This window comes from Ferrimicrobium acidiphilum DSM 19497, assembly GCF_000949255.1.
GTDB lineage: Bacteria > Actinomycetota > Acidimicrobiia > Acidimicrobiales > Acidimicrobiaceae > Ferrimicrobium > Ferrimicrobium acidiphilum.
Genome location: NZ_JXUW01000040.1, coordinates 1 through 22,094, shown reverse-complemented (window position 1 = coordinate 22,094; position 22,094 = coordinate 1). Strand labels below are relative to the sequence as shown.

The following is a 22,094-nucleotide window of genomic DNA, read 5'->3' as shown; positions in this document are numbered from 1 at the left end:
TCGTACGGTAGGAACGATCTGTGAACGAGTCGTCACTGAAGAGCTCGATCCCAACCGTCTTGATGACCTCTTCATTCTCGGGGTTGACGAGATCAGTTATCGCAAACACCACAACTACTTAACGCTTGTCACCAATCACGAGACGGGCAAGATCGTCTACGGGGCAGAGGGGAAAAGTGCCAAGAGCCTAGATGAATTCTTCGATGACCTGGGTGAAGAACGGATTGCCAAGATCAAAGCAGCCACCATGGATCTCGGTCCAGCCTTTGCCAAGGCCTTCCGCGAGAAGGCACCTAACGTCCAAATCTGTCTCGATCCATTTCATGTGGTTAAGTTGGGAACCGAGGCCCTAGAGGAGGTACGCAAGGATCTCTGGCGGGAGATGAGAAAGCTTCCCTCTCCTACCTTTGCCCGTAAGTTCGCCGGGGCACGGTGGGCACTGTTGAAGAATCCAGGAACCCTAACCAAGCGTCAAGGACTAGCCCTCTTAGCCATCAAACAACGAGGGGGAGCCCTATGGCGAGCTTATGAGATGAAGGAGTCCTTACGGGCGATCTTTGCTGGTGACCTCGAGATCGACGAGGTGAATGAGATGCTCGATCACTGGTGCAAGCGAGCCTCACGCTCACGACTATCGAGTTTCATCCGACTCTCAAAGACCATCCGAACTCATCGAGACGGGATACTTGCCTCCATCAGACTTGGGGTATCCAATGGAAGGGTCGAGGGACTCAACACCAAAGTTCGCTCCATCATTGCCCGCTCGTATGGGTTTCACTCCGCCAAGGCTACCCTCGCACTGGTGATGCTAGCTTGTGGACCGATTGACTTGAAGTTACCCTATGAAAGGGCGAGTTTATCCACATGAATGTCAATAGAGCCTGATAAATGATGTCGAGAATTGATCACAGTAGCCTTGCCGATCCACGAACAAGAATTCGTTTACAATATTGTGGGTGGTCGTGCCGACCTGGTATGAATAGCGGTAGTGAGTATCGAGATATTGCTTGATCAGCATCGCAACATTGAATGGTCCACTAGTCCCTGAGGCGAGACGCTTTGCCAACTGGTTTACTCGTGGAGACAGGTTCGAGGGAAGCTCTAGGTCGACCCTCAAGTTCCGAGGAACGACACCGTTGGCAAGCCTTTTCAGACTCGCCAAGTTGTAGAGAGGTTCCAAGGCGCTTACGGTGTAACTTCGCACACCCTGCACCTCGATGCGGCCTGACCTCGTATGCACGGTGGAAGTGACAGAAAACTTGAGTGGCGAACCCGTGTAAAAGAGGTTGGTTAGTGGATGTGGCCCGACATCTGAAATCGCAGCACTGACGTGGAAGTCATGGTTTCCCTCAAAGTACGGACTGAGGATTGGGACATCACTTCCGCCAGCAAGCTGCTCGAAGGTGGATGATGGACCTTTGTTGGACCAACCTAATCCGTTGAATGTGTTGTAGGTAGCAGCCTGCCAGTAGTACGGAGCGTCAATGTGTACGACGAATACCGGGGCCTGGCTCGGCACCAAGGAATGATCGACCTCGGTGATGCCGGCCCCATATCCGGTTGTAGCCGAACCGGCGCCGAAGGAGGTGAGATGACCGGCAAGGAATCCTCCAATGTCAAACGGCGGACGAGCAGGGAGTTCGAATCCGACTACCAATGGAACGAGAACCGCGATCGCAGCCACCATATTCACAACGGTCCTTCGGGTGACGTCGCGGCTGGTTACACCAAATTCGCCATGGTGGGCGATGATCATAATGATAAGACCCACGATGAGAAAACTCGCGAGAGGAAGTTCGGCCGGTAGATCCCAGAGCGTGTGAGCGACACAGATCAGAACGACGCCTGCGACCATAAGCGCCAGCACCCGGCCATAGCTTTGGCAGGCTCGGAATAGTAGCCAGCCCAACAGGGAAACAACCAATATCAAAGGTGTCCCAACGTGAGCGCTGATATGACTCCATCGGTTCGGTGGGAGCAGCGTTAGCTGATGAGAAACTGTACCAAAGGCCACTTCTATCGCGCGAGGCGAGACCCAGTACCCCCAGGCGAGACAAAGCTGGAGATAGAGGACGATGGCCCAATGGATTATTCGAAGTATCCAATGCGTCCAATGTTCAGCCAGCTCTAGCAGTAAGGGTGTTAGAGCCAGAAAGGATGCGTCTACATAACCTGCAGAGTGAACAAAAGGCCACAACAGGGCGGTTGCCCACAAACCGAGCAGGAGCGACCTATTCATCGAAAAACTCGCGGCCGCTCTGATATCGAGCCAAGACTCGTTCTCCAATCGCGGAGACTGGTTATGCCTCCGCTACCGACGATGACGATGGATTCGGCCATACTCTGCCATGCGGTTCGGCGCTCGGCGGTGCTAATCACCAACACGTGTCGGCCATAACGAGTAGGTTCGATCGAGTCCACAAGAACCTGCCCGCAGTAGGGAAGGGTGCTCAAGAAGTCCATCATCCTGGCCAGAGCACCTGGACCGGTAGAGGGCGGAGCGCGATTGAGCGATTGATCGAGGGCGACAACACGAAACATCAACTGTGAACGACACGCTTTGTGTGCCAAGGATGCAGCGATCGAGACGGCGAGTTCCCAATCGGTAGGCGTAAAGTGCTTAGTGCTGTCCAGCAAGACGATAAACTCCGCCCTGTTCTCCGGCTCGAAGTGCTTTACCTTGAAATCGCCTGTGTGCGCCGATGTCCTCCAATGCACATGCGACAGGCGGTCTCCTGCGACGTATTCACGAATGCCTTGCAGGTGGGTTAACTCCTCTCGAGTTTGGCGCGAGTTGAGTTGCTCGCCATGCCAGAGGTAGCTGCTGAGTTCGGTCTGACTGAGAAGCAAAACCGCAGGCCAGATGCGCAGACTTACGGCATCCCCGTCGACATGAACTGATCGTTGAAAGATGCCAAAAAAATCACTAACAGTGAACGTAATGCCCTTGAAATCAAGCGAGCCGCGTCGTAGGTCAACTATCCGATAATTGATCGTCTGCACTCGCCTCCCTACCGTAGTAATGATGAATCTATGTTTCTCCTCACCCAGGGCAGACTCCAAGCGATCAACGAGGATGATATGTAGCCAGGGCCACCTAGTGGAAGTCACGGTTAGAGACACATCCACCCAGGCGCCGGCGTAGTAGGGTCCAGGCGCCACTTTTCTTGTAATGACCACTCTCGAAAGTGGCCCTATTTGGCCGCAGGCAACTATTGCGAGAAGAACTACTAGGAAGCCAAACAAATGCCACGCGAGCGAGCCACCGGCCACCACCGCAAACAAAAAGGATACAAGGGTTCCAGCGACAACTACAACCCCCCGGAACCTAATACCCATTGATACTTAGGTTAGCAAATGCCCGAAGAAAGGAGCCGGCAACCTTCGGCGCTTGCTCAGGTTTTAATCAGTTGCATGGAACTATCCACCCTGTGCAGACTGCAAGCGATCAACGAAGATGATGATACGTAGCCAGGTCCAGCTAGTGGAAGTCACGGTTAGAGACACATCCACCCAGGCGCCGGCGTAGTAGGGTCCAGGCGCCACTTTTCTTGTAATGACCACTCTACTATGGAACTCAGCAAACGCGCAGATCCATTACGACCATGCATGGTCTGCATGAAAGCTCCCCCCACGCCTACCTTGACCCCACTAACTGGGTTTTTCGGCCGACTTTACCCGGCGAAAGGATCTCCAAAGTGTGATGTCATAGGAGATCTTTACCACACCTCCCAGAAAAAACGGAGCCACATTGCCTAGAGAAGACAGTGCGGCTCCACCTATAATCGGGCCAATGGCCGCACCTGTCTGGCTCCCCATTGACGTTCTATTCACCGCAAATGCACGCAATGACGGAGGTACGATCGAAGCAATATAACTCTTTTGCGTCGGAACATCCATTTCAACAAGGAGCGCTCTAGCAAGCAGGAAGGCCGCAGCGACAGCACCATTTGGCACAAACGGAACGGCTATCAAGAGGAGGCTGGAAGGAATATGAGTAAAGACGGCGGTATGGAGAAGTCCAATTTTCCTAGCTATCCGCTCTGCAAGCGGATAAGAGACCGCACTCAAGATATCCATGCCGAAGTACAGCAGAGACAACTGGGGAAGCGCGAGGCGAAAGTGAACGTGTAGCCAGTAGAGCACTAGAGTCGAGGTTACGATACCACTCCCTGCCGCATCGGCAACAAAGAGAAGAGCAAGACGGTACACCAGGGCCTTGCGACTTGCACTCGGATCGCCCGCTTCCTCTTCGCGATCAGCAGAATCTCCAAGCAGGTGATCCACTGGCAGCAGAAAACTAACGAGCAGAACAACTGCACCAAAGATGACGAGGCATGTCGTCAGAACAGAGACACTCTGGGAGGTGTCGAAACCTAAGAAGCCAGGCAGCGCTGCAAACAAGGATCCCGATGCACCAGCCAAGGTAACGATCAGACCGTAGGTCGCGAAAACCTTCGTACGTCGGGCTGCCGGGGTATGCGCAAGCGAGCCTTCGACGACCACCGCTACAAACTGACCTCCAAGGGGAGGTAGAAAGCCAAATACAGCCGCCATCGATATGCCAAGTCTTCCAGGGAAGATGAGCAGCACAGCACCGGTCGCAGCCATCAAGAGGCCAGCTGACGCGAATGGAATACGGCTTCCCCACCGCGGGACTACCCAATCCACGAGACGTGTAGTGAAAATCCCGACTAGCACGGAGATCGTCGTGAGGATACCGATAGCTAGTGCACCCATGCCAGCGGATCGAGCCGCAATAACGAAGATGATTGTGAAGAACCCAAGACCAAAAGTTCGCACTCCATCGACTAGGTACAACTTCGCTCGGTACCCTGCGTCTGCTCGCTCCGCGTTCATACATCCCTCTCTAACCCGTCAGTTGCACCTGAGCTCACTGAAGCGCGCTCAGAAAATGACACAGGTATGCCAGACTTTCGCAAATCTCCCGATAGCTCAAAGCGCGACTCGAACACGCCTCAACCCGAACCACTGACGGCGATCCCGTCGCCGATGCAGGATGATCCAGCCTACCCTTGCAAGCAAGCGAGGGTTACAGACACTCCGAACTAGGTTCAGCGACTCAACAGCGGAGGAGCGAATGCACAACAACTCACCACAGAGTTACTCAGCTAGTGCTTGCTAAATCCAACCCCGATACGCGAGCTGCAAGAGCAGTTAGGCGGCGATGCTATACACTCGAACATCTGGCAGCAGGTGGGCCAATGCGTGCAGAGTACTCGACTGAAACTACTCGTCCTCCCACCGACCTCAAAGAGTCGAACACTTAGTGCTTGGATGATTACGACAGATCAAATCGATCAAGATTCATCACCTTGTTCCAGGCCGCAATGAAGTCAGTCACAAACTTGTCTTGTGCATCGTCGCACCCATAGACCTCGGCAATGGCGCGGAGTTGAGAGTTGGCACCAAAAACCAGATCGACTGCCGTGGCGGTCCACTTACGTTCGCCTGACTTCCGGTCATACCCCTCATAGATCTGGCCAGCCTCGGCTGATGGTCTCCATTCAGTCCCCATATCCAAGAGGTTGACGAAAAAGTCATTGCTCAACACCTCGGGGCGAGCCGTCAGGACACCATGCGATGATCTTGCAACATTTGCGTTCAAAACTCGCATACCACCAAGCAACACCGTCATCTCGGGTGCGGTCAAAGTAAGTAGCGTGGCTCGCTCCACCAAGAGATGCTCTGCTGGAAGCTTCTGATCCGCCGCAAGGAAGTTACGAAATCCATCAAACTTCGGTTCAAGCGGGGCAAATGAATCCGCATCCGTCTGTTCTGCTAGTGCATCCATCCTCCCTGGATTAAAGGGAACAACTACTTCATGGCCAGCGTTTCGTGCCGCCTGTTCTATTCCTGCACAGCCACCGAGGACGATCAGGTCTGCGAGTGAGATCTTCGTTGTACCAGATTGGGTGGCGTTGAACCTACTCTGGATGCTCTCCAAGACACCGATAACTCGCGCGAGTTCAGTGGGGTTATTTACCTCCCAATCCTTTTGTGGCGCGAGCCTGATACGTGCACCGTTGGCGCCACCACGCTTATCAGTACCACGGAAGGTCACCGCAGACGCCCATGCAGTTGAGACCAAATCCGCAATGGTGAGTTCAGATTCGATCAGCATGCGCTTGAGTACCGCGATATCGGCTTCACTAACCAGTTGGTGGTCGACCGCTGGAATCGGATCCTGCCAGATCTGGGGCTCCGGAGGCACCAGGGGGCCCAAATATCGCGTCACTGGCCCCATATCGCGGTGCGTCAACTTAAACCAAGCCTTGGCAAACTCGTTGGCAAACTCCTCCGGTTGTTGATGGAAGCGCCGTGCAATCGGCTCATATATCGGGTCCATCTTCAACGCGATGTCGGTGGTGAGCATGACCGGGAAATGTCGTTTGGTTGGATCATGCGCGTCGGGCACTGCATTTTGAGCGGAGGGATCACTAGGGATCCACTGCTTGGCACCCGACGGACTCGTCGTCAACTCCCAGTCATAACGGAACAGGTTATCGAAGAATCCGTTGTCCCATTTTACCGGTTCAGTTGTCCAAATACCCTCTAGGCCGCTTGTCCAGGCATCGCCGCCCTTGCCGGTTCCGTAGAGGTTCTTCCAACCAAGTCCTTGCTGCTCGAGGGGAGCAGCTTCGGGCTCGGGTCCGATGTACTGCTCCGGATTGGGGACTGCTCCGTGAGTCTTTCCAAAAGTATGACCGCCAGCGATCAATGCAACGGTCTCAATATCATTCATTGCCATACGGGCAAAGGTCTCTCTGATATCCTTGGCGGCAGCGAGTGGATTAGGGTCACCGTTTGGGCCCTCGGGGTTGACGTAGATCAACCCCATCTGGACGGCGCCGAAGGGGTTAGCTAGCTGTCGATCTCCGCTGTACCTCTCGTCTCCAAGCCAAGTCTCCTCCGGACCCCAATAGGCATCCTCCTCCGGCTCCCAGATATCTTCACGACCAAAGCCGAAGCCAAAGGTGGTAAAGCCCATCGATTCGAGCGCACAGTTACCCGCAAAAACGATGAGATCCGCCCACGAAAGGTTGCGGCCATACTTCTGCTTGACTGGCCAGAGCAACCGACGAGCTTTGTCGAGGCTCGCATTATCAGGCCAGCTGTTAATAGGTGCGAACCGCTGATTGCCGGTACCAGCACCACCACGTCCATCAGAGATTCGGTACGTTCCAGCGTCATGCCATGCCATCCGAATAAAAAATGGTCCGTAGTGGCCCCAGTCTGCGGGCCACCAACTTTGCGAGTTCGTCAATACTTCGAAGATATCGCGCCTCAATGCGTCAACGTCAAGATTCGCACACGCATCACGATATGCAAATTCTGGCTCCATAGGGTTCGACTGCGCTGAGTGCTGATTCAGAACACGGAGATTCAGCTGATTTGGCCACCAGTCCTGATTCGATCTGCTCCCTATCGCGGTGGCAGTGTGAAGCACTGGGCATTGATTGTTTGTTTCATTATCGGACATAACGATCCTCTCTCTGGTCTAATGGCTTTGCGCCTTCGCGCTTCGACCCGTAATGCTTAGACATCTTCTGTCGGTTGTCTCTTGATCCACTCTCCATACCCTCTTGGCACGAAGGACAGATGCCCCAGTAGGTAACCTCGGCCTCATCCAACTGGTATCCGTGAGCGTCCGCAGGTGTAAGGCACGGGCGGCGCCCTACCGCGCAATCAACGTCCCGGACAGCAGCACACCTGCGACAGACGACGTGATGATGATTATCAGCAACCCTAAGTTCGTAGAGTGCGACACTGCCTGCCGGCTCAACCCTGCGTATCAAACCAGCCGCAACAAACGCAGCAAGAACGTTATAGACCGCTTGGGACGATATCGAACCAAGCTCAGCATTCACCTCGCGGATAATCGTATCGGTCGTCACATGAGGGCTTCTAGAGAGCACAAGCAACACCGCAACCCGCGACGCTGTGATCCTCAGCCCAGCTGAACGAACAAGCTCCACGAGATCTTCGCGCTTCTGCACCATAGTTACATCCCCCGACAACCCATGATAGACCAGATTCTTTAATAGGGTGAATCAATTCTCCAAACTCCCGCTCAGTTAGGGCTCCGTCTCCATCGCGGACCTCGATAGACCTTGGGTGTTGTCAAACCAGTGTGGTGGATCAACAGCGCTATGGAGTGCGAAAGCTAAGTTAGGAGTCTTCACCTATGCCTGGTCGCAATCTTTCATCAGGCACCGCAGCCAGCCCACCGCATCTCTACCGCGATGGCAACCTCACTTCTCTCACGCCTCAGGGTCGTCGGCAGAGGATTAGGGACTACCGCTACCGCCAATGTAGGAGCGTGTGCCTGTAGGGTAATGCCGCTCATACAGCTGGTAAGGTCTCAGTCATGCGACAAGCACAAGCGCTCACACGGCTCGCCAGTGGCGACTCGGTCTTTTTAACAGGTCCACCAGGAGCGGGAAAATCACATGTGCTAAAAGAGTTCGTCAGACTTGCCACCCGGCGGGGCACAGCCGTCGCCGTCACTGCCTCTACCGGTATCGCTGCCACCCAGATTGGCGGTCAAACGATTCACTCATGGTCTGGGGTAGGCATCCGCGATCATCTTGACACGAGCGACATAGAGGCGATTGCCTCAAAGGATCGACTCGTCCATCGTTACCTGACGACCGACACCCTCATTATTGATGAGATATCAATGCTCTCTGGCAGTTTCCTCACTATGTTGGACCAGCTTGCACGGACGATACGCGGCACCGACGCGCCGTTTGGTGGTTTGCAGTTAGTTCTGGTCGGAGATATGTTTCAGTTGCCACCGATCAATCGAGAGTCAGACCAGGTCGACTTCGCATTCCGCTCGAGTGCATGGAGAGATCTAGACCCGCAGGCGTGTTATCTAACTGAGCAACATCGTCAATCTGGTGACGCTCTCTCGCAGGTGCTCACTGCGATGCGAGATGGATCCTTCTCACAGAGCCAGTTAGACATACTCAAAACTCGTCTCGGCAAAGAACCCACTGGTGCCTTCAAACCTACACACCTCTACTCCCACAACGTCGACGTAGATTCCATGAATGCGGAGAGGCTCGCACGCATCGCAGGAACCCCTCACAGCTACAACATGGACGTGCGAGGAGCTCAAACCATAGTAGAACCGATGAAGCGTGGAATTCTCGCACCAGAAGAGCTAACTCTCAAGGTAGGCGCAGAGGTGATGTTCGTGGCTAACGACCAGAATCTCCGTTTCGCCAATGGTTCGCTTGGGCGAGTGATCGATCTGTCTGGTCCATGGCCGGTGGTCGAGCTAGCTGCGACGTCTCGTCGTATCACAGTTGAACCTCACTCATGGGTGCTCGAAGAAGACGGGGTCACCAAAGCTGAGATCCGGCAGTTGCCGCTACGACTCGCGTGGGCGATCACTATACACAAGAGTCAGGGGATGAGTCTCGACTCTGCAGAGATCGACTTGTCCAGAAGCTTCACCCCTGGGATGGGCTACGTCGCCCTCTCCCGTCTGCGCACCCTCGACGGGTTATTCTTGAAGGGACTCAACTCGATGGCGTTAAGGCTGCATCCCTCGATCTTTGACTTTGACCAAACGGTGCGCCAGGCTTCTAGCCGCCTTGGGGCCGAGACGGAGGACCTAATCGTTGATGACGAATCGGATGGGCAATCGCCGTCGGACCAGATACCAGCCGAACTCGACCAGGATCTGCTGCTGCGTCTAAAGACCTGGCGTCGCGATCGCGCGAGGGCGGATGGGGTACCAGCCTACGTAATTGCTCATGACATCACGCTCGTCGAGATCGCAATGCGCACCCCTACAACCAACGCAGAACTGCGTCGAGTTAAAGGGATGGGTGCCGCACGAGTCGCTCGTTACGGTGAAGCGATTCTGGCACTCGTCGCAAATTACTTACACCCAGCACCATCGCAGGACTCGCTCTTTGGCTAGGCCGGCACACCATCGTCGGCGTAGCTAGATTTCCTTGACGAGTTACAGAAATGACGCTGAACAATGGAAGGGGCTGCGCTACAGATACCTCCAATTTAAGCACTCTTGAGTGTTGTTTACTGTCAGTTTATATGACGAGGTTGGTCCCCATTGGAGTAGCAGCACAGGAACTCCAGGGTTCACCCCATGACGCTGCGTCGATGGGAGACAGAAGGACGTATTGACCCTCCTGTGCACACTCAGGGAGGTAGAAGACGTTATGACCTGGCTAAACTTCGTGCCATTGCGCCTCATAAGGCTCCATCTACCAGGACCACCATTGCTTATGCTCGCGTGTCAACCAGTGGATAGAAGGACGACTTGGTTCGCCAGGTAGCTCTCTTGGAGAGCTACTGCGCTGTGAACGGATGGGCCTATGAGGTTATCTCGGATATAGGGTCGGGACTCAACTATCGCAAACGAGGACTAAAGGCGCTCGTATCTCGGATCTGTTCTGGCGAGGTTGGGCGACTGGTGCTCAGTCACAAGGACAGACTGCTTCGTTTTGGGTCAGAGCTTGTCCTCTCCCTCTGTGAGTATTTCGGAGTTGAGGTAATCGTTATCAACGCTAGTGAGGACTCAACCTTTGAAGAGGACCTAGCTAGCCAATGATGTTATCGAGATTGTGACCGTATTCTCGGCCAGGCTATATGGCTCCAGAAGCGATAAGAACAGACAGGTTATGGAACGGCTTCAAGAGATAGCCAAAGAGGTAAGTCCATGACCCGATGTCCGAGCCTTCGATGTCAGAGCCTCATCCTATGGTTAGATTCCTATGAAGCGCACGGTACGCCTAGCCACGTTGTCACTCAACATCTCTGTCTTCTCGCCCTCATTGAATTATTTTTCAATCCGCGCACACACTGATACTGAGACCTAGGGAGCTCGCGGCGCCACGACAGTCGCCGCTGTGCAGCTAGCGGAGACTAGCCTAAGCGCGCAACCCGTTAAGGTGCTTGTGTGTCAGAATTTCAACACCCTCGACCGTTCGACGCCGCGGAGGATCTAGCTGCCTCACACAACGGACCGATACTGTCCACGAGTTTCTTATCTATAGATAATCTATTCATGAACTTCCTAGAGGAGCACAGGGTTCCAGGGCTCGTATGGGGCTTGGTTGACGGTGGTGGGCTCATCCACCACGGAGCCTACGGGGTCAGCGAATCGGCCTCCACTCATGGACTCTCCAAGGATAGTGTCTTTCGCATCGCCTCAATGACTAAGAGTTTCACTGCGCTTTGTGTCCTCCTTTTGCGAGACCAACACAAGCTCAGTCTCGATGATCCAATAGGCGACTGGATCACCGAGTTGCGGTTCGATCCTCAGCTTGACCAGATCGAAACACCGATTACTATTCGACACCTCCTGTCGATGTCGTCGGGTTTAGTCGAAGACGACCCTTGGGCAGATCGACAGTTGGCCCTCTCCCCAGAGGTATTTCAGGCGATGCTTAGCAACGGAATTGGACTTGACCTTCGACCATCGACTGCGTTTGAATATTCCAACCTTGGCTATGCCATGCTCGGATTAATCGCGACGAGAGCCGCTGGGGTCTCACTTGCCGATATGGCAGCCGAGAATATATTTTCTCCACTGGCTATGGCCTCAACGACCTGGGATCTACAGACCATGGATTCTGACAGGCTCGTCGCCGGGCATAGCCTTTGCGACAACCAATGGGTGCTGGAACCTTCACTCGCAGATGGAGCCTTTGGTCCAATGGGTGGGCTTGGTTCGACGATCGAAGATCTCGCACGGTGGGTAACGCTTCACCTGAACGCTTGGAGCGAACAGACTCCACGCGCTTCACTAGCTATCCGACCGTCGACCCTTCGTGAGATGGCTGACATTCACAGAGTCATGGCGCACCCTCGGATGACAGATCCCGACGTCACCGCTCAAGGTTATGGCTATGGCCTGATGATAGCCCATCATCGTCGCCTCGGAAGGATCGTGGGCCATAGTGGAGGGTTGCCTGGCTTTGGATCTCGGATGGAATGGTTGCCCGACTATGGCGTCGGCCTGGTAGCCCTCGCGAACAGAACCTATGCGCCTCTCAGCGATGTGGTGCGACGTGGGCTTGAGTACCTTGTCGAGCAGGGCTTCGTTACGACTCCAACCCGAGAGCCGTCTCAGGATCTCCAAAGGATTTACCTCGCAGTCAACGCCAGCTATCAAGATCCAGAAAACTACCAGTCGATCCGCGATGTAGCTCTCGCCACCTATCTTCTCGACAGAGACGATGACCGTAGGCCGCCAAACTTCACCACACTTCGCGACCACTATGGCCGCCTACTCTCGGTTGGGCCAATAATCGCGACCGGGAAGCTGCGAGGCTCTTGGACGCTGGATTGTGAACACGGGTCGTTCACTGTCCACGCAATGCTCGGACCAACGTTGCCACATAAACTACAATTCTTGCAGATCGTTAAAGACTCGCGATCCGAGGTGGGCTAACCAGCAGCGCCACCGTAGCCCCTAGGAGTACGCCACCGTAGCCCTTTCTTCGGATCGACCTGAGCGTTAACCGCCACAACCAATACGGGATGTCAGCCCCTCCGACTTCCTACCACCTTGAGCTCGTCGGTGCGACGCCGAGGGACACCGCCAACATCGGTCAGTTTAGACGACAATCAGTTCGATCTGCGTACCCGATAGCGCCTTGCTAACAGGGCAGGATCGCTTGGCCTCCTCAGCAATCTTGTGAAACTCGGCCTGCGCCACGCCTTGGGCACTCCCATCAACCGTCAGCTCGATCCGCGGAATGTGGAAACCACCGTCAGGGTCGGGTTCCAGATGTACCTTCGCACCAACTTCCAAGTGAATATCGACTCCGCCTGCCGCTCCAAGCAGTGCTGAAAATTGCATGGCGTAGCACGAGGTATGTGCCGCCGCGATCAACTCCTCTGGGCTCGTCGCGCCTTCAGCACTCTCGGCTGCTCGTTTTGGGAACGAGACCTCATAGCTCCCGATTCCGGAACTCGTTAGAACTACCGTCCCGACACCCTGCTCTAGAGACCCGCTCCAGCTTGTATGTGCTTCTCGTATTGGCATGTCATCCCCTCCTTCTCGACACCTGCACTAGACCTTAACCCTACCCTGAGACGCTTGGCTATAAGCAACCAAGAGGACGTTTCCGCTCTGGTCGTCACAACCCTTTCGGCCTACCTCATGATCTTTGGAGTACCAAGTTATCTCGAGACCTGACCGTCACAGAGCAAACTTATCGTAGCCGTACTCATCTGGATGAGCGAATACGTACCCACGGGTTAGAAGCCAACCCCGCCCACGCATACACCTACCGCTTAGCTTCAATAAGGAGTCCAACACGATCAGCGATTACCTACGAGGTGGATGGCTGCTCAGAATCATTCTGCACTTATATGGATAACGTATCAATAGAGCCGTATCAATACCGGTAGGCAAGCCTGGGCACCAACGAGCCTCGGCTACGCCAAGACGTGCTATCTGCCCTTAGGATGTTAGGTCGATCTACTACCGTTCTTCGGGAAGGAACTCGTCCAATGCAACCTTTCGATCATCGCTCTACCATACCTGAACCAGCTGGACTTCGAACTGCATACGCTGGCTCTCTGAACGAGACTAGGGTCGGCGAGGTTGTCCAAATCTGTGGTTGGGTCAATCGCATTCGCGAGCATGGAGAACATCTTGTATTTGTTGACGTACGTGACCATACCGGAGTCGTCCAATGCGTCGTTCCAAGAAGCGAGAATCTCCACCCAGAGTGGGTCGTGCAGATCACAGGAACTGTTACCGAACGTCCAGAGGGAACGGATAACAATCAGATCTCCACGGGTCAGATCGAGCTTCGCGACCCAAGCGTGCGAGTGCTTGCCGAGGCCGAACCTATTCCGTTCTCACTCGATGAACGAATAGAGCTCGATGAGGCGACCCGTCTGCGCTATCGCTATGTCGATCTCCGAAGGTCCCGCATGCAGCGCAATCTCCGTCTTCGCTCCGTGGTGAACTCCGCGATTCGGCGATCGATGGAGGAGCAGGGATTCACAGAGATAGAGACACCACTGCTATGGACCCCCACCCCTGAGGGGGCTCGCGAGTTTCTCGTTCCTTCACGCACACAGCCCCAAAATTTCTACGTACTGCCCCAATCGCCACAGATCGCGAAGCAGCTACTCATGGTCGCTGGATTTGACCGTTACTATCAGATAGCTCGTTGTCTGCGTGACGAAGATCTGCGTGCAGATCGACAGTTCGAGTTCACTCAGTTGGATCTAGAGGCATCCTTCGTCACTCAACATGACATTCACCGCTTCATATCGCACGCCATTATCGCGGTGGTCCAAGCAGTGAGTCCAGGGACAACTGTCGACATCGACACAATCACGTGGCACGATGCCATGAATCGCTACGGTTCCGACAAACCCGATCGCCGTTTCGGTGCTGAACTCCACGACGTAACTGCGATCTTTGCCGACACGACCGTCAAAGCACTCACCGCTACCAGTGTCCAGGCGATGGTCGCACCACTTCCTCTGAGTCGAGCACGCCTCGACGAGCTCGTCGATCGCGCGAAGACGCTTGGTGCAAAGGGGCTTCTCTGGCTACGTGTCGAGGAGACAGACGGTCAACTCAGCCTCAACTCTCCAGTCTCCAAATTCTTGACCCCCAACGAGCAGGAGCAGCTGATCACAACGCTGGGGGCACAGCCGGGGGATACGATCCTAATGGTGGCTGACGAGTGGGAGAAGGCAGTCACGGTCCTTGGGCAGATCCGACTTGGCCTGGGCAAGCAGCTGACCAGCGACGACGTACTCGACTTCTTCTGGGTGATAGATTTCCCACTCTTTGAAGGACTCGACGAGTTTGGGAAGCCGGTATCTGCTCACCACCCCTTCACCATGCCGAACGAAGACGACTTTGCCCTGCTTGACACCGACCCACTATCGGTTCGCTCGCAATCCTATGATTTGGTCTTGAACGGCTGGGAACTCGGATCAGGGTCGATCCGTATCCACACCTCCTCGATTCAGTCGAAGATCTTTGAGGTACTCGGTATCGACGAGGAGACCGCCCGATCGCGGTTCGGTTTCCTGCTTGATGCCTTCAAGTATGGTGCACCGCCTCACGGTGGCTTTGCATTCGGCATAGACAGACTGAGTGCGCTACTTGCAGGTGAGGACAATATTCGAGAGCTCATAGCCTTCCCAAAGACACAGAGTGGTTCCGATCTCATGACTGGGGCTCCCAAGCAGGTTGATCAGGAAATCCTCAACCAACTCGGGCTACGACCAGCCGCTCGCAGCAAGGACTAAGCATGGACGAGCTATTCCGCCAGGAGCTCGATCCTCGACGCGTTCCTCTGGCTGCACGAATGCGTCCAACCTCATTAAGTGAAGTCCGTGGACACGATGACCTCCGGGGTACCGATGGAGTACTGCGGCGAATCATCGATGGGCTCACGCCATTTGCACTCGTCCTTGCTGGCCCTCCTGGCGTCGGCAAGACGACAATTGGCTCGTTGCTAGCCACAGAGCGCAAGGCGCGCTTTATCCAACTGTCGGCCACAACGCTTGGCGTAAAAGACATAAAGGAACTGGCTTCAAACGGTCAACGCCTACGCGATCTTGGTGAAACTGAGCCGGTCTGCTTTATTGATGAGATCCACCGGCTATCACGGGTTCAGCAGGATGCACTGCTCAACCCAGTCGAAGAGGGCCACTTCTCTCTCATCGGCGCCACTACCGAAAACCCGTATGTGAGCTTGAGCCCTGCATTACTCTCCAGAATCGAGGTTATTCGGCTAGCAGCGCTAGATGACCAGGTGATGAGGACATTGCTGCTCGATGCCCTAGCCACCGAAGCATTGTCAATCAGCGATGAGGCGATAGGGACGATTATCACCCACGCCAACGGAGACGCTCGCTCTGCGCTAGGAATACTCCAGAGGGCGATTGAGGCCACACGACGAAACGGTGAGTCTAGACACATCGAGTCCTTGCCATCACTCCCTGAATCGGTTGGCATCGATAGATCATCACATTACGAGATGACTTCAGCACTCATTAAATCGATGCGCGCCTCAGACACAGCCGGTGCCATCGATTGGCTCTCTCGTCTCCTGGTTGCAGGCGAAGACCCACGCTTCATCGCTCGACGGCTAGTCATTTTCGCAGCGGAGGACATCGGTCCAGACCATCTAGATTCTCTTCTCTACGCCAACACTACCTTTACAAGTGTCGAAAGAATTGGGATGCCTGAGGCTAGAATCGTGCTAGCCGCCACCGTTTTGCATCTCTCTGAGGCTCCGAAATCGAGGCGTGCCATTGACGCCATTGACGCCGCAATGCTGCGGGCAGCTGCATCGCAGCGAGTGCCGGTGCCAGAGCATCTACGTGGCTCCATCACCCACATCGAAGGGCGCTACTCACCGCCAACTGCCAGAGCCTAACCGGCTATCAACCTGCTCTCATAGGCAGCCGCTTTACACCAGCAATGAAATTCGAGACCAACATCTCTGGTTCTCCTGTTAAGTCATATGCTGGCATCAAGGCCAAGACCTCCCGAAGGACAGCAACGATCTCGGCACGTGCAAGGTGGGCACCAAGACAGTGATGTGGTCCGTAACCGCCAAAACCCAGATGGCGAGCGGCGTTGCTGTCGAGTGACAATCGATACGGATCCTCAAAGACCGTCTCGTCCCGGTTCGCCGACGGGTACATTAACAGGACCCTATCGCCGACGTCAAGTGACACCCCCGACAAGACTGCTGGACGTGTAAGCGTACGACGCATCCAGACAACCGGAGACGCTAATCGCACGATCTCATCAGCAGCACGCGACAACCGATCTGCACTCGGCCCTGCTATAAGTTCGTCACGCACACTGCGAAACTCCGCGAGGGCCATCATGCCAGCACTCAATGCATTTCGGGTCGTCTCGTTGCCTGCAACCAAAAGGAGAATGAAGAAGGAGGCCAACTCGCTCGGAGAGAGTGCAGCCCCGTCCACATCAGCGGCTAGCAACGCTCCGATAACTTCATCATCCCGATGCTGTCTCCCAGCGAGATCACCCATGAATTCGCTCAACTCAAGGGCGGCGGTGAGAATCGACTCATCTGGGCTCATCTCGGGCGCAACAAACTCGGGATCGAGCGCTCCCAGAATGCGTTGCGATCGCTCAAGGACAAACTGGTCATACTCCTCGGGGATCCCCATGATCTCACCGATAATACGCAATGGCAGAGGCGCTGCGATAGCATCGACGAAATCAAACTGACCAAGGTCTCTCGCGTTCTCAACAAGCCGGTGCGCCACCACTCCAATTTCAGCGTCCAAACGTTCAATCCTTCGCGGAGTAAAGGCTCGCATAACCACTCGGCGTAGGTGGGCGTGGCGTGGATCATCGGTGTTGATCAGCGAACCAAAGAACTCCAAAAACTCCTCCGGCAAATCGATAATCGACACAGCTCCTCTACCCGAAGCGAACGTCTCCGGATCCCTAGAAGCGGATAGCACGTCGCTATAGCGCATGATGGCATGATACGATCCTGACTCAGTCTCCTCCGTGAGCAGCCACTCCGGTATTGGAAATCTAGCCACCGGACGGCGCTGGCGCAAGCTACGGAACGCGCCCTCCCGCACCTGGTGGGGCAGCCGCCAAAACTCAAGATCTGACAGATCGATCTCATCGAGAGAAAGCTCTTCAATGGGCTGGAACCAACCGCCTAGGGACATGTTGCACCTCACCTCGCTAATGACGCGTTCTCCACTCCAGGCTAGTCCTAACCGTCTAGCTAGGTTAGCGAACTTTTGAACGCACGTGCGGCTAACGAGCTACAGAAATCACACCCAGATCCTTCGGCAGCTTCAGAACCTTCGGCAAAACCATAGTTAACATCTATCTCGAGGCGGCCTCGAGCACATGAGCTAGCGTGGTCGCGACTCCGATGGCCGCAGGGAGATAGAGGGATTCATCGGGACCATGAGCATTGCTGCCGGGTCCAAGTGCCCCAGTGGCGACAAAGTCGGCGTTTGGGAAGTGCTCTCCTAGGGTGGCCATGAAAGGAATCGAGCCCCCCTCGCCGCAGAATGCAGCCGGCTCACCATACCCTGACCTCGACCCCTCGTCTAGTGCTTGGGCCAGCCAAGGACTCGGATCCTTGGCTACCCACCCTTGCGCTGGTTCCTCTGCATCGATCTCAACGTCGGCCCCATACGGTATTTGGCTAGACAGAAGCTCCACGAGACGGTCCTGCGCGAGCTTGGCATCAACCGTCGGTGGAAGCCGAAGTGAGATCTTGCCGGTCGTGAAGGGGCGAAGTACGTTTCCTCCTCCAGCCACAGAAGGCACACCGTCAATCCCGATGAACGAGAGCGATGGACGCCACGTCTGGTTCAGCAACCTGTCAGCGCCATCTCTCCCCATCAGCCGGGTATCACCAGCCATCGGGAACAACGCCGCCAATGGATCACCCAGTTCGCGCGACAACTTCTCGGCCTGCTGGCTATGGAACGATGGGATGTCAACTTGAAGAAACTCCGGCAATATTGCGCCGGTCTCCTGATCCTCAATCCGCGAGAGCAACGTGCGTAAGATGCGAAACGAGGACGGGACCACCCCTCCAGCTTCACCTGAGTGCACTCCGTTCTCGAGCACGGTGACCTTCGCCGAGATCACAAGATTACCGCGTAGGGATGAGGTCACCCACAGTCGCTTAAAATCCAAGCCTCCCGCGTCGAGGCAGACTACGAGACGGACCTCACCGATAGTTGGCAGAAGCTGTTCGAGATGCGCATCGAGGTCGGGGCTCCCACTCTCTTCACAAGCCTCGACAATGAGAACGCAGTGTGGGTAGGGAACGCCTTGCCTGGCCAACTCCTCAATGACAGCGATAACGAGAGGAGCTGCGTACCCATCGTCTACCATCCCTCGCCCAAAGAGGTTATCTTGAACTAACTTACTCTGGAATGGATCGAGTCCATCGGACCAGGCGTCAGTGGCCGGCTGTTTGTCCAGATGACCGTAGAGGAGTACAGCATCTCCTTGTTTCTCGTCGCTCGCAGGAACATCGATCACCAACAACGGGGTGCGTCCATCGATCCGCTGAATATAGCTGGTGAGCCCGGGAATGTTGCGTGTTCCGATCCAGTCCTGATAGAGCACCAAGGCGCGTTCGAGATGGCCGCTCGCCGCCCAGTCACGATCGAACGCCGGGGACAGGCAGGGGATGGATCCGTAGTTGATCAGCAGCGGAACTACGTCGCTTCGAATTGCGGACTCAAGATTTGTGCGTAAAGACTCCATGACCAATGTACCCTACCGGTCCCCTGACAGACGGCCAGCCATGTCTATATAGCCGCTAGCTCTAGACCACCACTGGCCTGGTTTGAGGGCGAAACGGCCGACCATGGCCAGGAATGATCCAATCAGGATTCATAGCAAGGACACGAAGACGCGAACTCCGCAACTGATCTGCGCTCGGCGCATAGGGATCCTCCAGCGGTCCATCCTCTGTCCACCATAAATGGGTGTACACACAGAGGCCGTCGCTCGTCGATATCGCGATACTCACCTCCTCTTGAGTGTGCCCAGGGGTCTCGAGAAGCTTCACATTTGGGGAGATTCGATACCCCTCCCCGGGACGGCTCGTCCACTCATCTCCTCGATAAATAGCATGATAATCGTGCACATTTGCTCGCTCAAAGAGGGCGACATGAAAGGTATGGTCAAGATGATGATGGCTCAGGACCACTTCAGTCACCTTCTCTGGGCCAATCCCTATGCTCGCCATCGGTCCGAGTATTGTCTCTTTGGAGGGAACCATGCCCGGATCAACGACGACCACCTTGTCCTCCTCAAGCAGCATCAGGACCGTGCCTGTAACCCCAGGCTCGAGCGTGCCAACATGGACAATCAGACACAGGCACTGTTCACCCAAGACACCAAAACGTTGCAAACCTTCCTCCATCTAACCCTCAGAGCTTCGCATTCCGTTGTGTAATCCCCGTCTGAGATCGTAACCAGTAGAAAAGAGAGATCCGTCGTCTTACGAAATCGAGACCGGTCGACCACTTACACTGGCACAATTCACTGCTAACAGTGACAGCTATACCACCCAACGTTGGCCAGATGGGATACTGAGACCTAGAGGAGTCCTAGCACAGCTAAAGTACCGCAATGCTCATCCATCGATCAAACAGCTTCAGCGATAAACACGTCACAACCGTACGGTGTCACGCAGATAGACCAGACGAGCCAAGAACGCAAAGGCAGCAGTCCATAACACAATTACCAGCCATCCCTCAAGTGTCCATGGGGATCCACCAAGCGAGACCGCACCAGCTCTGATCAACCAATAGGAGGGGATGAGTTCAAAGATCTTATGGAGGAGGCCGTGGCCTCCAATATTGCCAAAGCCGCCACCTATCAGGAGGAAGAGGGTAGACACCCCACCGGTCACGGGTCCCATCGAGTCGGGTTTGAGGAGATGGCCAAGCATAACACCGAGGATCGTGAACGGTAGGAGTCCGACAAGAAAGAGTCCCGTCATCAACAACCAGTGAATCACACTGAGCTGGACACCAAATGCCAGCCCGGCTATGTACAAGATGATCAGTGTTAGGCAGGCGATCGCATAGCCAGCAATGATCTTTGCCGTAAAGTAGTACCACGTCGGCAACGGGGTGATCCGCATCTGGCGTGTCCAACCCATCTGGCGTTCGGCAGAGATCCTTGGCCCGATAGAGATCGCAGCGATCAGCGCGCCAAAGCCCGCCATCGCGATCATGTAATAGAGTGGGAACGGGACGCCACCGACTTTCGCATGCCGATCGGCCGAGGTGAAGGCGAGATAGAGGACGAGTGGAAACACAAACGAGAAGATGACGAACCTACGGTTTCGAAGCGTGCGGAGTAGCTCGTAGCGGACGTAGATCAAACCCATCAGTTGGCCTCTTCTCGTGTCAGCTCTACAAAGGCCTCCTCAAGGCTGCCCCCCGTTACCTCTATATCAGTGAGCGTCTGATAGCTATCTAGGAGGTAACTATTCAGGTCACCACCGAGAGTCGGTCGGGTGAAGCTGCGAGGGAAGTGTTTCTCGGTCGCTAGGGCGAAGCGGTTCAAGGGTTCGTAGCGCGTCTCGGACAGCAGCTTCGTTGTGTCTCTGTCCGAGGAACGTCCAAGGTGCAGTCGGGCTCTGGTTGCATACGTTCTAGCGGATGCCGGTAGTGAAGGCTCCCCCGGCTGGACACACGCTAGAAAGTCTTGTAGCTTTGGTGCTGTGAACGAGATCGGGCAATCATCCAGCGAGAGTATCGTCACCGAGAGCGTGGCGGCTAACAGTAGGCAGGCATCGAAGAGCGCAGACGGTTCTCTTTACCGCTATGTTGGCCGGGAGTTCACCGAGGTGGAGATGGAGATAGTGCGCACCCTCTGTTTGGACCCGGCGTATCCTACCCGGGCATCAATCTCGCGGGCGCTCTGTCGATCCCTTGGGTGGACAAAGCCAGACGGTGGGTTAAAGGATATGTCAGCGAGGGTCGCACTCGCCAAGATGGCGGCCGACGGACTTATTACCCTACCTGCACCCACAGGGCCACAGCCAGTTCCTAGGAGGCACCTGGAGGCAACGATCGAAGAGGGCCCCGTGCTGGCCTGCTCGCTTGGCGAGCTCGACTCTGTCTCACTTGTTAAGGTCGATACCCGCTCTGACTCCGCAACATGGAATGAGCTCATCGGACGCTTCCACTATCTCGGCTACACCCGCGCCTCCGGTGCTCAACTACGTTACCTCGCTATTTCCAACGGCCGACTTCTCGGTGCTATTGGCTTTGGCGCAGCTGCGTGGGCACTCCAAGATCGGGACACCTTCATTGGCTGGGACGCCAAGACGAGAAGGCAGCGCCTGCATCTGGTAGTGGGAAACCCTCGTTACTTGATCCTGCCCTGGGTGCGGGTTCCTCATCTCGCCTCTCACCTACTTGGTGCTGTTGCACGAGCCCTGCCAGGGCACTGGGTTGAGCGTTATGGCTACGCCCCGGTACTGCTCGAGACCTTCGTCGATGTCGGCCGCTATGCCGGCACCTGTTACAAGGCCGCTAACTGGGTTCGGGTT

Annotated in this window: 17 protein-coding genes and 1 pseudogene; 7 read left to right on the top strand and 11 right to left on the bottom strand. The window is 55.2% G+C overall.

The annotated features are described in order from the left end of the window. A partial coding sequence (locus tag FEAC_RS13210) for an ISL3 family transposase (protein WP_082055666.1) occupies positions 1–868 on the top strand: 868 nt, incomplete at its 5' end. Between the two features lie 3 nt (positions 869–871). Here the strand turns inward: FEAC_RS13210 and FEAC_RS13205 are convergent. From FEAC_RS13205 to FEAC_RS13185, 5 genes are all read right to left on the bottom strand, one after another. Beyond that, entirely contained in the window at positions 872–2,239 is a 1,368-nt protein-coding gene (locus tag FEAC_RS13205; protein ID WP_035391393.1) for a transglutaminase TgpA family protein, read from the bottom strand. After that, positions 2,236–3,339, bottom strand: a complete 1,104-nt coding sequence (locus tag FEAC_RS13200) for a DUF58 domain-containing protein (RefSeq protein ID WP_035391395.1) — start codon at positions 3,337–3,339, stop codon at positions 2,236–2,238. Before FEAC_RS13200 ends, FEAC_RS13205 begins: the two co-directional genes overlap by 4 nt. Before the next feature lie 312 nt (positions 3,340–3,651). Next, a complete protein-coding gene (locus FEAC_RS13195) occupies positions 3,652–4,860 on the bottom strand; it encodes an MFS transporter (protein ID WP_052566454.1) in 1,209 nt (402 codons plus the stop codon). A gap of 442 nt (positions 4,861–5,302) precedes the next feature. After that, complete coding sequence (gene katG / locus FEAC_RS13190) at positions 5,303–7,504, bottom strand: catalase/peroxidase HPI (RefSeq protein WP_035391397.1); 2,202 nt, start codon at positions 7,502–7,504, stop codon at positions 5,303–5,305. Continuing rightward, positions 7,494–8,024, bottom strand: a complete 531-nt coding sequence (locus FEAC_RS13185) for a Fur family transcriptional regulator (protein ID WP_081901245.1) — start codon at positions 8,022–8,024, stop codon at positions 7,494–7,496. The genes katG and FEAC_RS13185 overlap by 11 nt, the downstream gene beginning before the upstream one ends. Before the next feature lie 368 nt (positions 8,025–8,392). On the opposite strand from FEAC_RS13185, the gene FEAC_RS13180 reads away from it, so the two are divergent. The 3 genes and pseudogenes from FEAC_RS13180 to FEAC_RS13170 all read left to right on the top strand — a co-directional run bounded on the left by FEAC_RS13180 (position 8,393) and on the right by FEAC_RS13170 (position 12,457). Beyond that, positions 8,393–9,961, top strand: a complete 1,569-nt coding sequence (locus FEAC_RS13180) for an HRDC domain-containing protein (RefSeq protein ID WP_052566451.1) — start codon at positions 8,393–8,395, stop codon at positions 9,959–9,961. A 131-nt stretch (positions 9,962–10,092) separates the two neighbouring features. Then, positions 10,093–10,724 (top strand): annotated as a pseudogene (locus FEAC_RS13175) (IS607 family transposase). Between the two features lie 236 nt (positions 10,725–10,960). Continuing rightward, positions 10,961–12,457, top strand: coding sequence for a serine hydrolase domain-containing protein (locus FEAC_RS13170; protein ID WP_035391399.1), 1,497 nt, complete (start codon positions 10,961–10,963; stop codon positions 12,455–12,457). Positions 12,458–12,622: 165 nt separating this feature from the next. Here FEAC_RS13170 and FEAC_RS13165 read toward each other — a convergent pair whose 3' ends face one another. Further along, positions 12,623–13,054, bottom strand: coding sequence for an OsmC family peroxiredoxin (locus tag FEAC_RS13165; RefSeq protein ID WP_035391400.1), 432 nt, complete (start codon positions 13,052–13,054; stop codon positions 12,623–12,625). Positions 13,055–13,524: 470 nt separating this feature from the next. Between FEAC_RS13165 and aspS the strand changes: the two genes are divergently transcribed. After that, positions 13,525–15,294 carry an aspartate--tRNA ligase gene (aspS, locus tag FEAC_RS13160; RefSeq protein WP_052566449.1) on the top strand — a complete coding sequence of 590 codons (1,770 nt, stop codon included), beginning with the start codon at positions 13,525–13,527 and terminating at the stop codon, positions 15,292–15,294. Positions 15,295–15,296: 2 nt separating this feature from the next. Continuing rightward, positions 15,297–16,430 carry an AAA family ATPase gene (locus FEAC_RS13155; RefSeq protein WP_052566446.1) on the top strand — a complete coding sequence of 378 codons (1,134 nt, stop codon included), beginning with the start codon at positions 15,297–15,299 and terminating at the stop codon, positions 16,428–16,430. A 7-nt stretch (positions 16,431–16,437) separates the two neighbouring features. Here FEAC_RS13155 and FEAC_RS13150 read toward each other — a convergent pair whose 3' ends face one another. The 5 genes from FEAC_RS13150 to FEAC_RS13130 form a co-directional block, all read right to left on the bottom strand. Then, the gene (locus tag FEAC_RS13150; RefSeq protein WP_035391403.1) at positions 16,438–17,715 is read right to left on the bottom strand and encodes a cytochrome P450; all 1,278 of its coding nucleotides are present in this window, start codon (positions 17,713–17,715) and stop codon (positions 16,438–16,440) included. A gap of 163 nt (positions 17,716–17,878) precedes the next feature. Beyond that, positions 17,879–19,285 carry a M20/M25/M40 family metallo-hydrolase gene (locus tag FEAC_RS13145; RefSeq protein WP_035391405.1) on the bottom strand — a complete coding sequence of 469 codons (1,407 nt, stop codon included), beginning with the start codon at positions 19,283–19,285 and terminating at the stop codon, positions 17,879–17,881. A 61-nt stretch (positions 19,286–19,346) separates the two neighbouring features. Then, a complete protein-coding gene (locus tag FEAC_RS13140) occupies positions 19,347–19,949 on the bottom strand; it encodes an MBL fold metallo-hydrolase (RefSeq protein ID WP_081901246.1) in 603 nt (200 codons plus the stop codon). 249 nt (positions 19,950–20,198) lie between these two features. Next, on the bottom strand, positions 20,199–20,924 hold the full coding sequence (locus FEAC_RS13135; protein ID WP_035391407.1) for an ABC transporter permease: 726 nt from the start codon (positions 20,922–20,924) through the stop codon (positions 20,199–20,201). Beyond that, the gene (locus FEAC_RS13130) at positions 20,924–21,103 is read right to left on the bottom strand and encodes a hypothetical protein (protein WP_052566445.1); all 180 of its coding nucleotides are present in this window, start codon (positions 21,101–21,103) and stop codon (positions 20,924–20,926) included. The genes FEAC_RS13135 and FEAC_RS13130 overlap by 1 nt, the downstream gene beginning before the upstream one ends. Positions 21,104–21,260: 157 nt before the next feature. Between FEAC_RS13130 and FEAC_RS13125 the strand changes: the two genes are divergently transcribed. Continuing rightward, positions 21,261–22,094, top strand: an 834-nt coding sequence (locus FEAC_RS13125) for a Druantia anti-phage system protein DruA (protein WP_052566444.1), incomplete at its 3' end; no start/stop codon positions are given.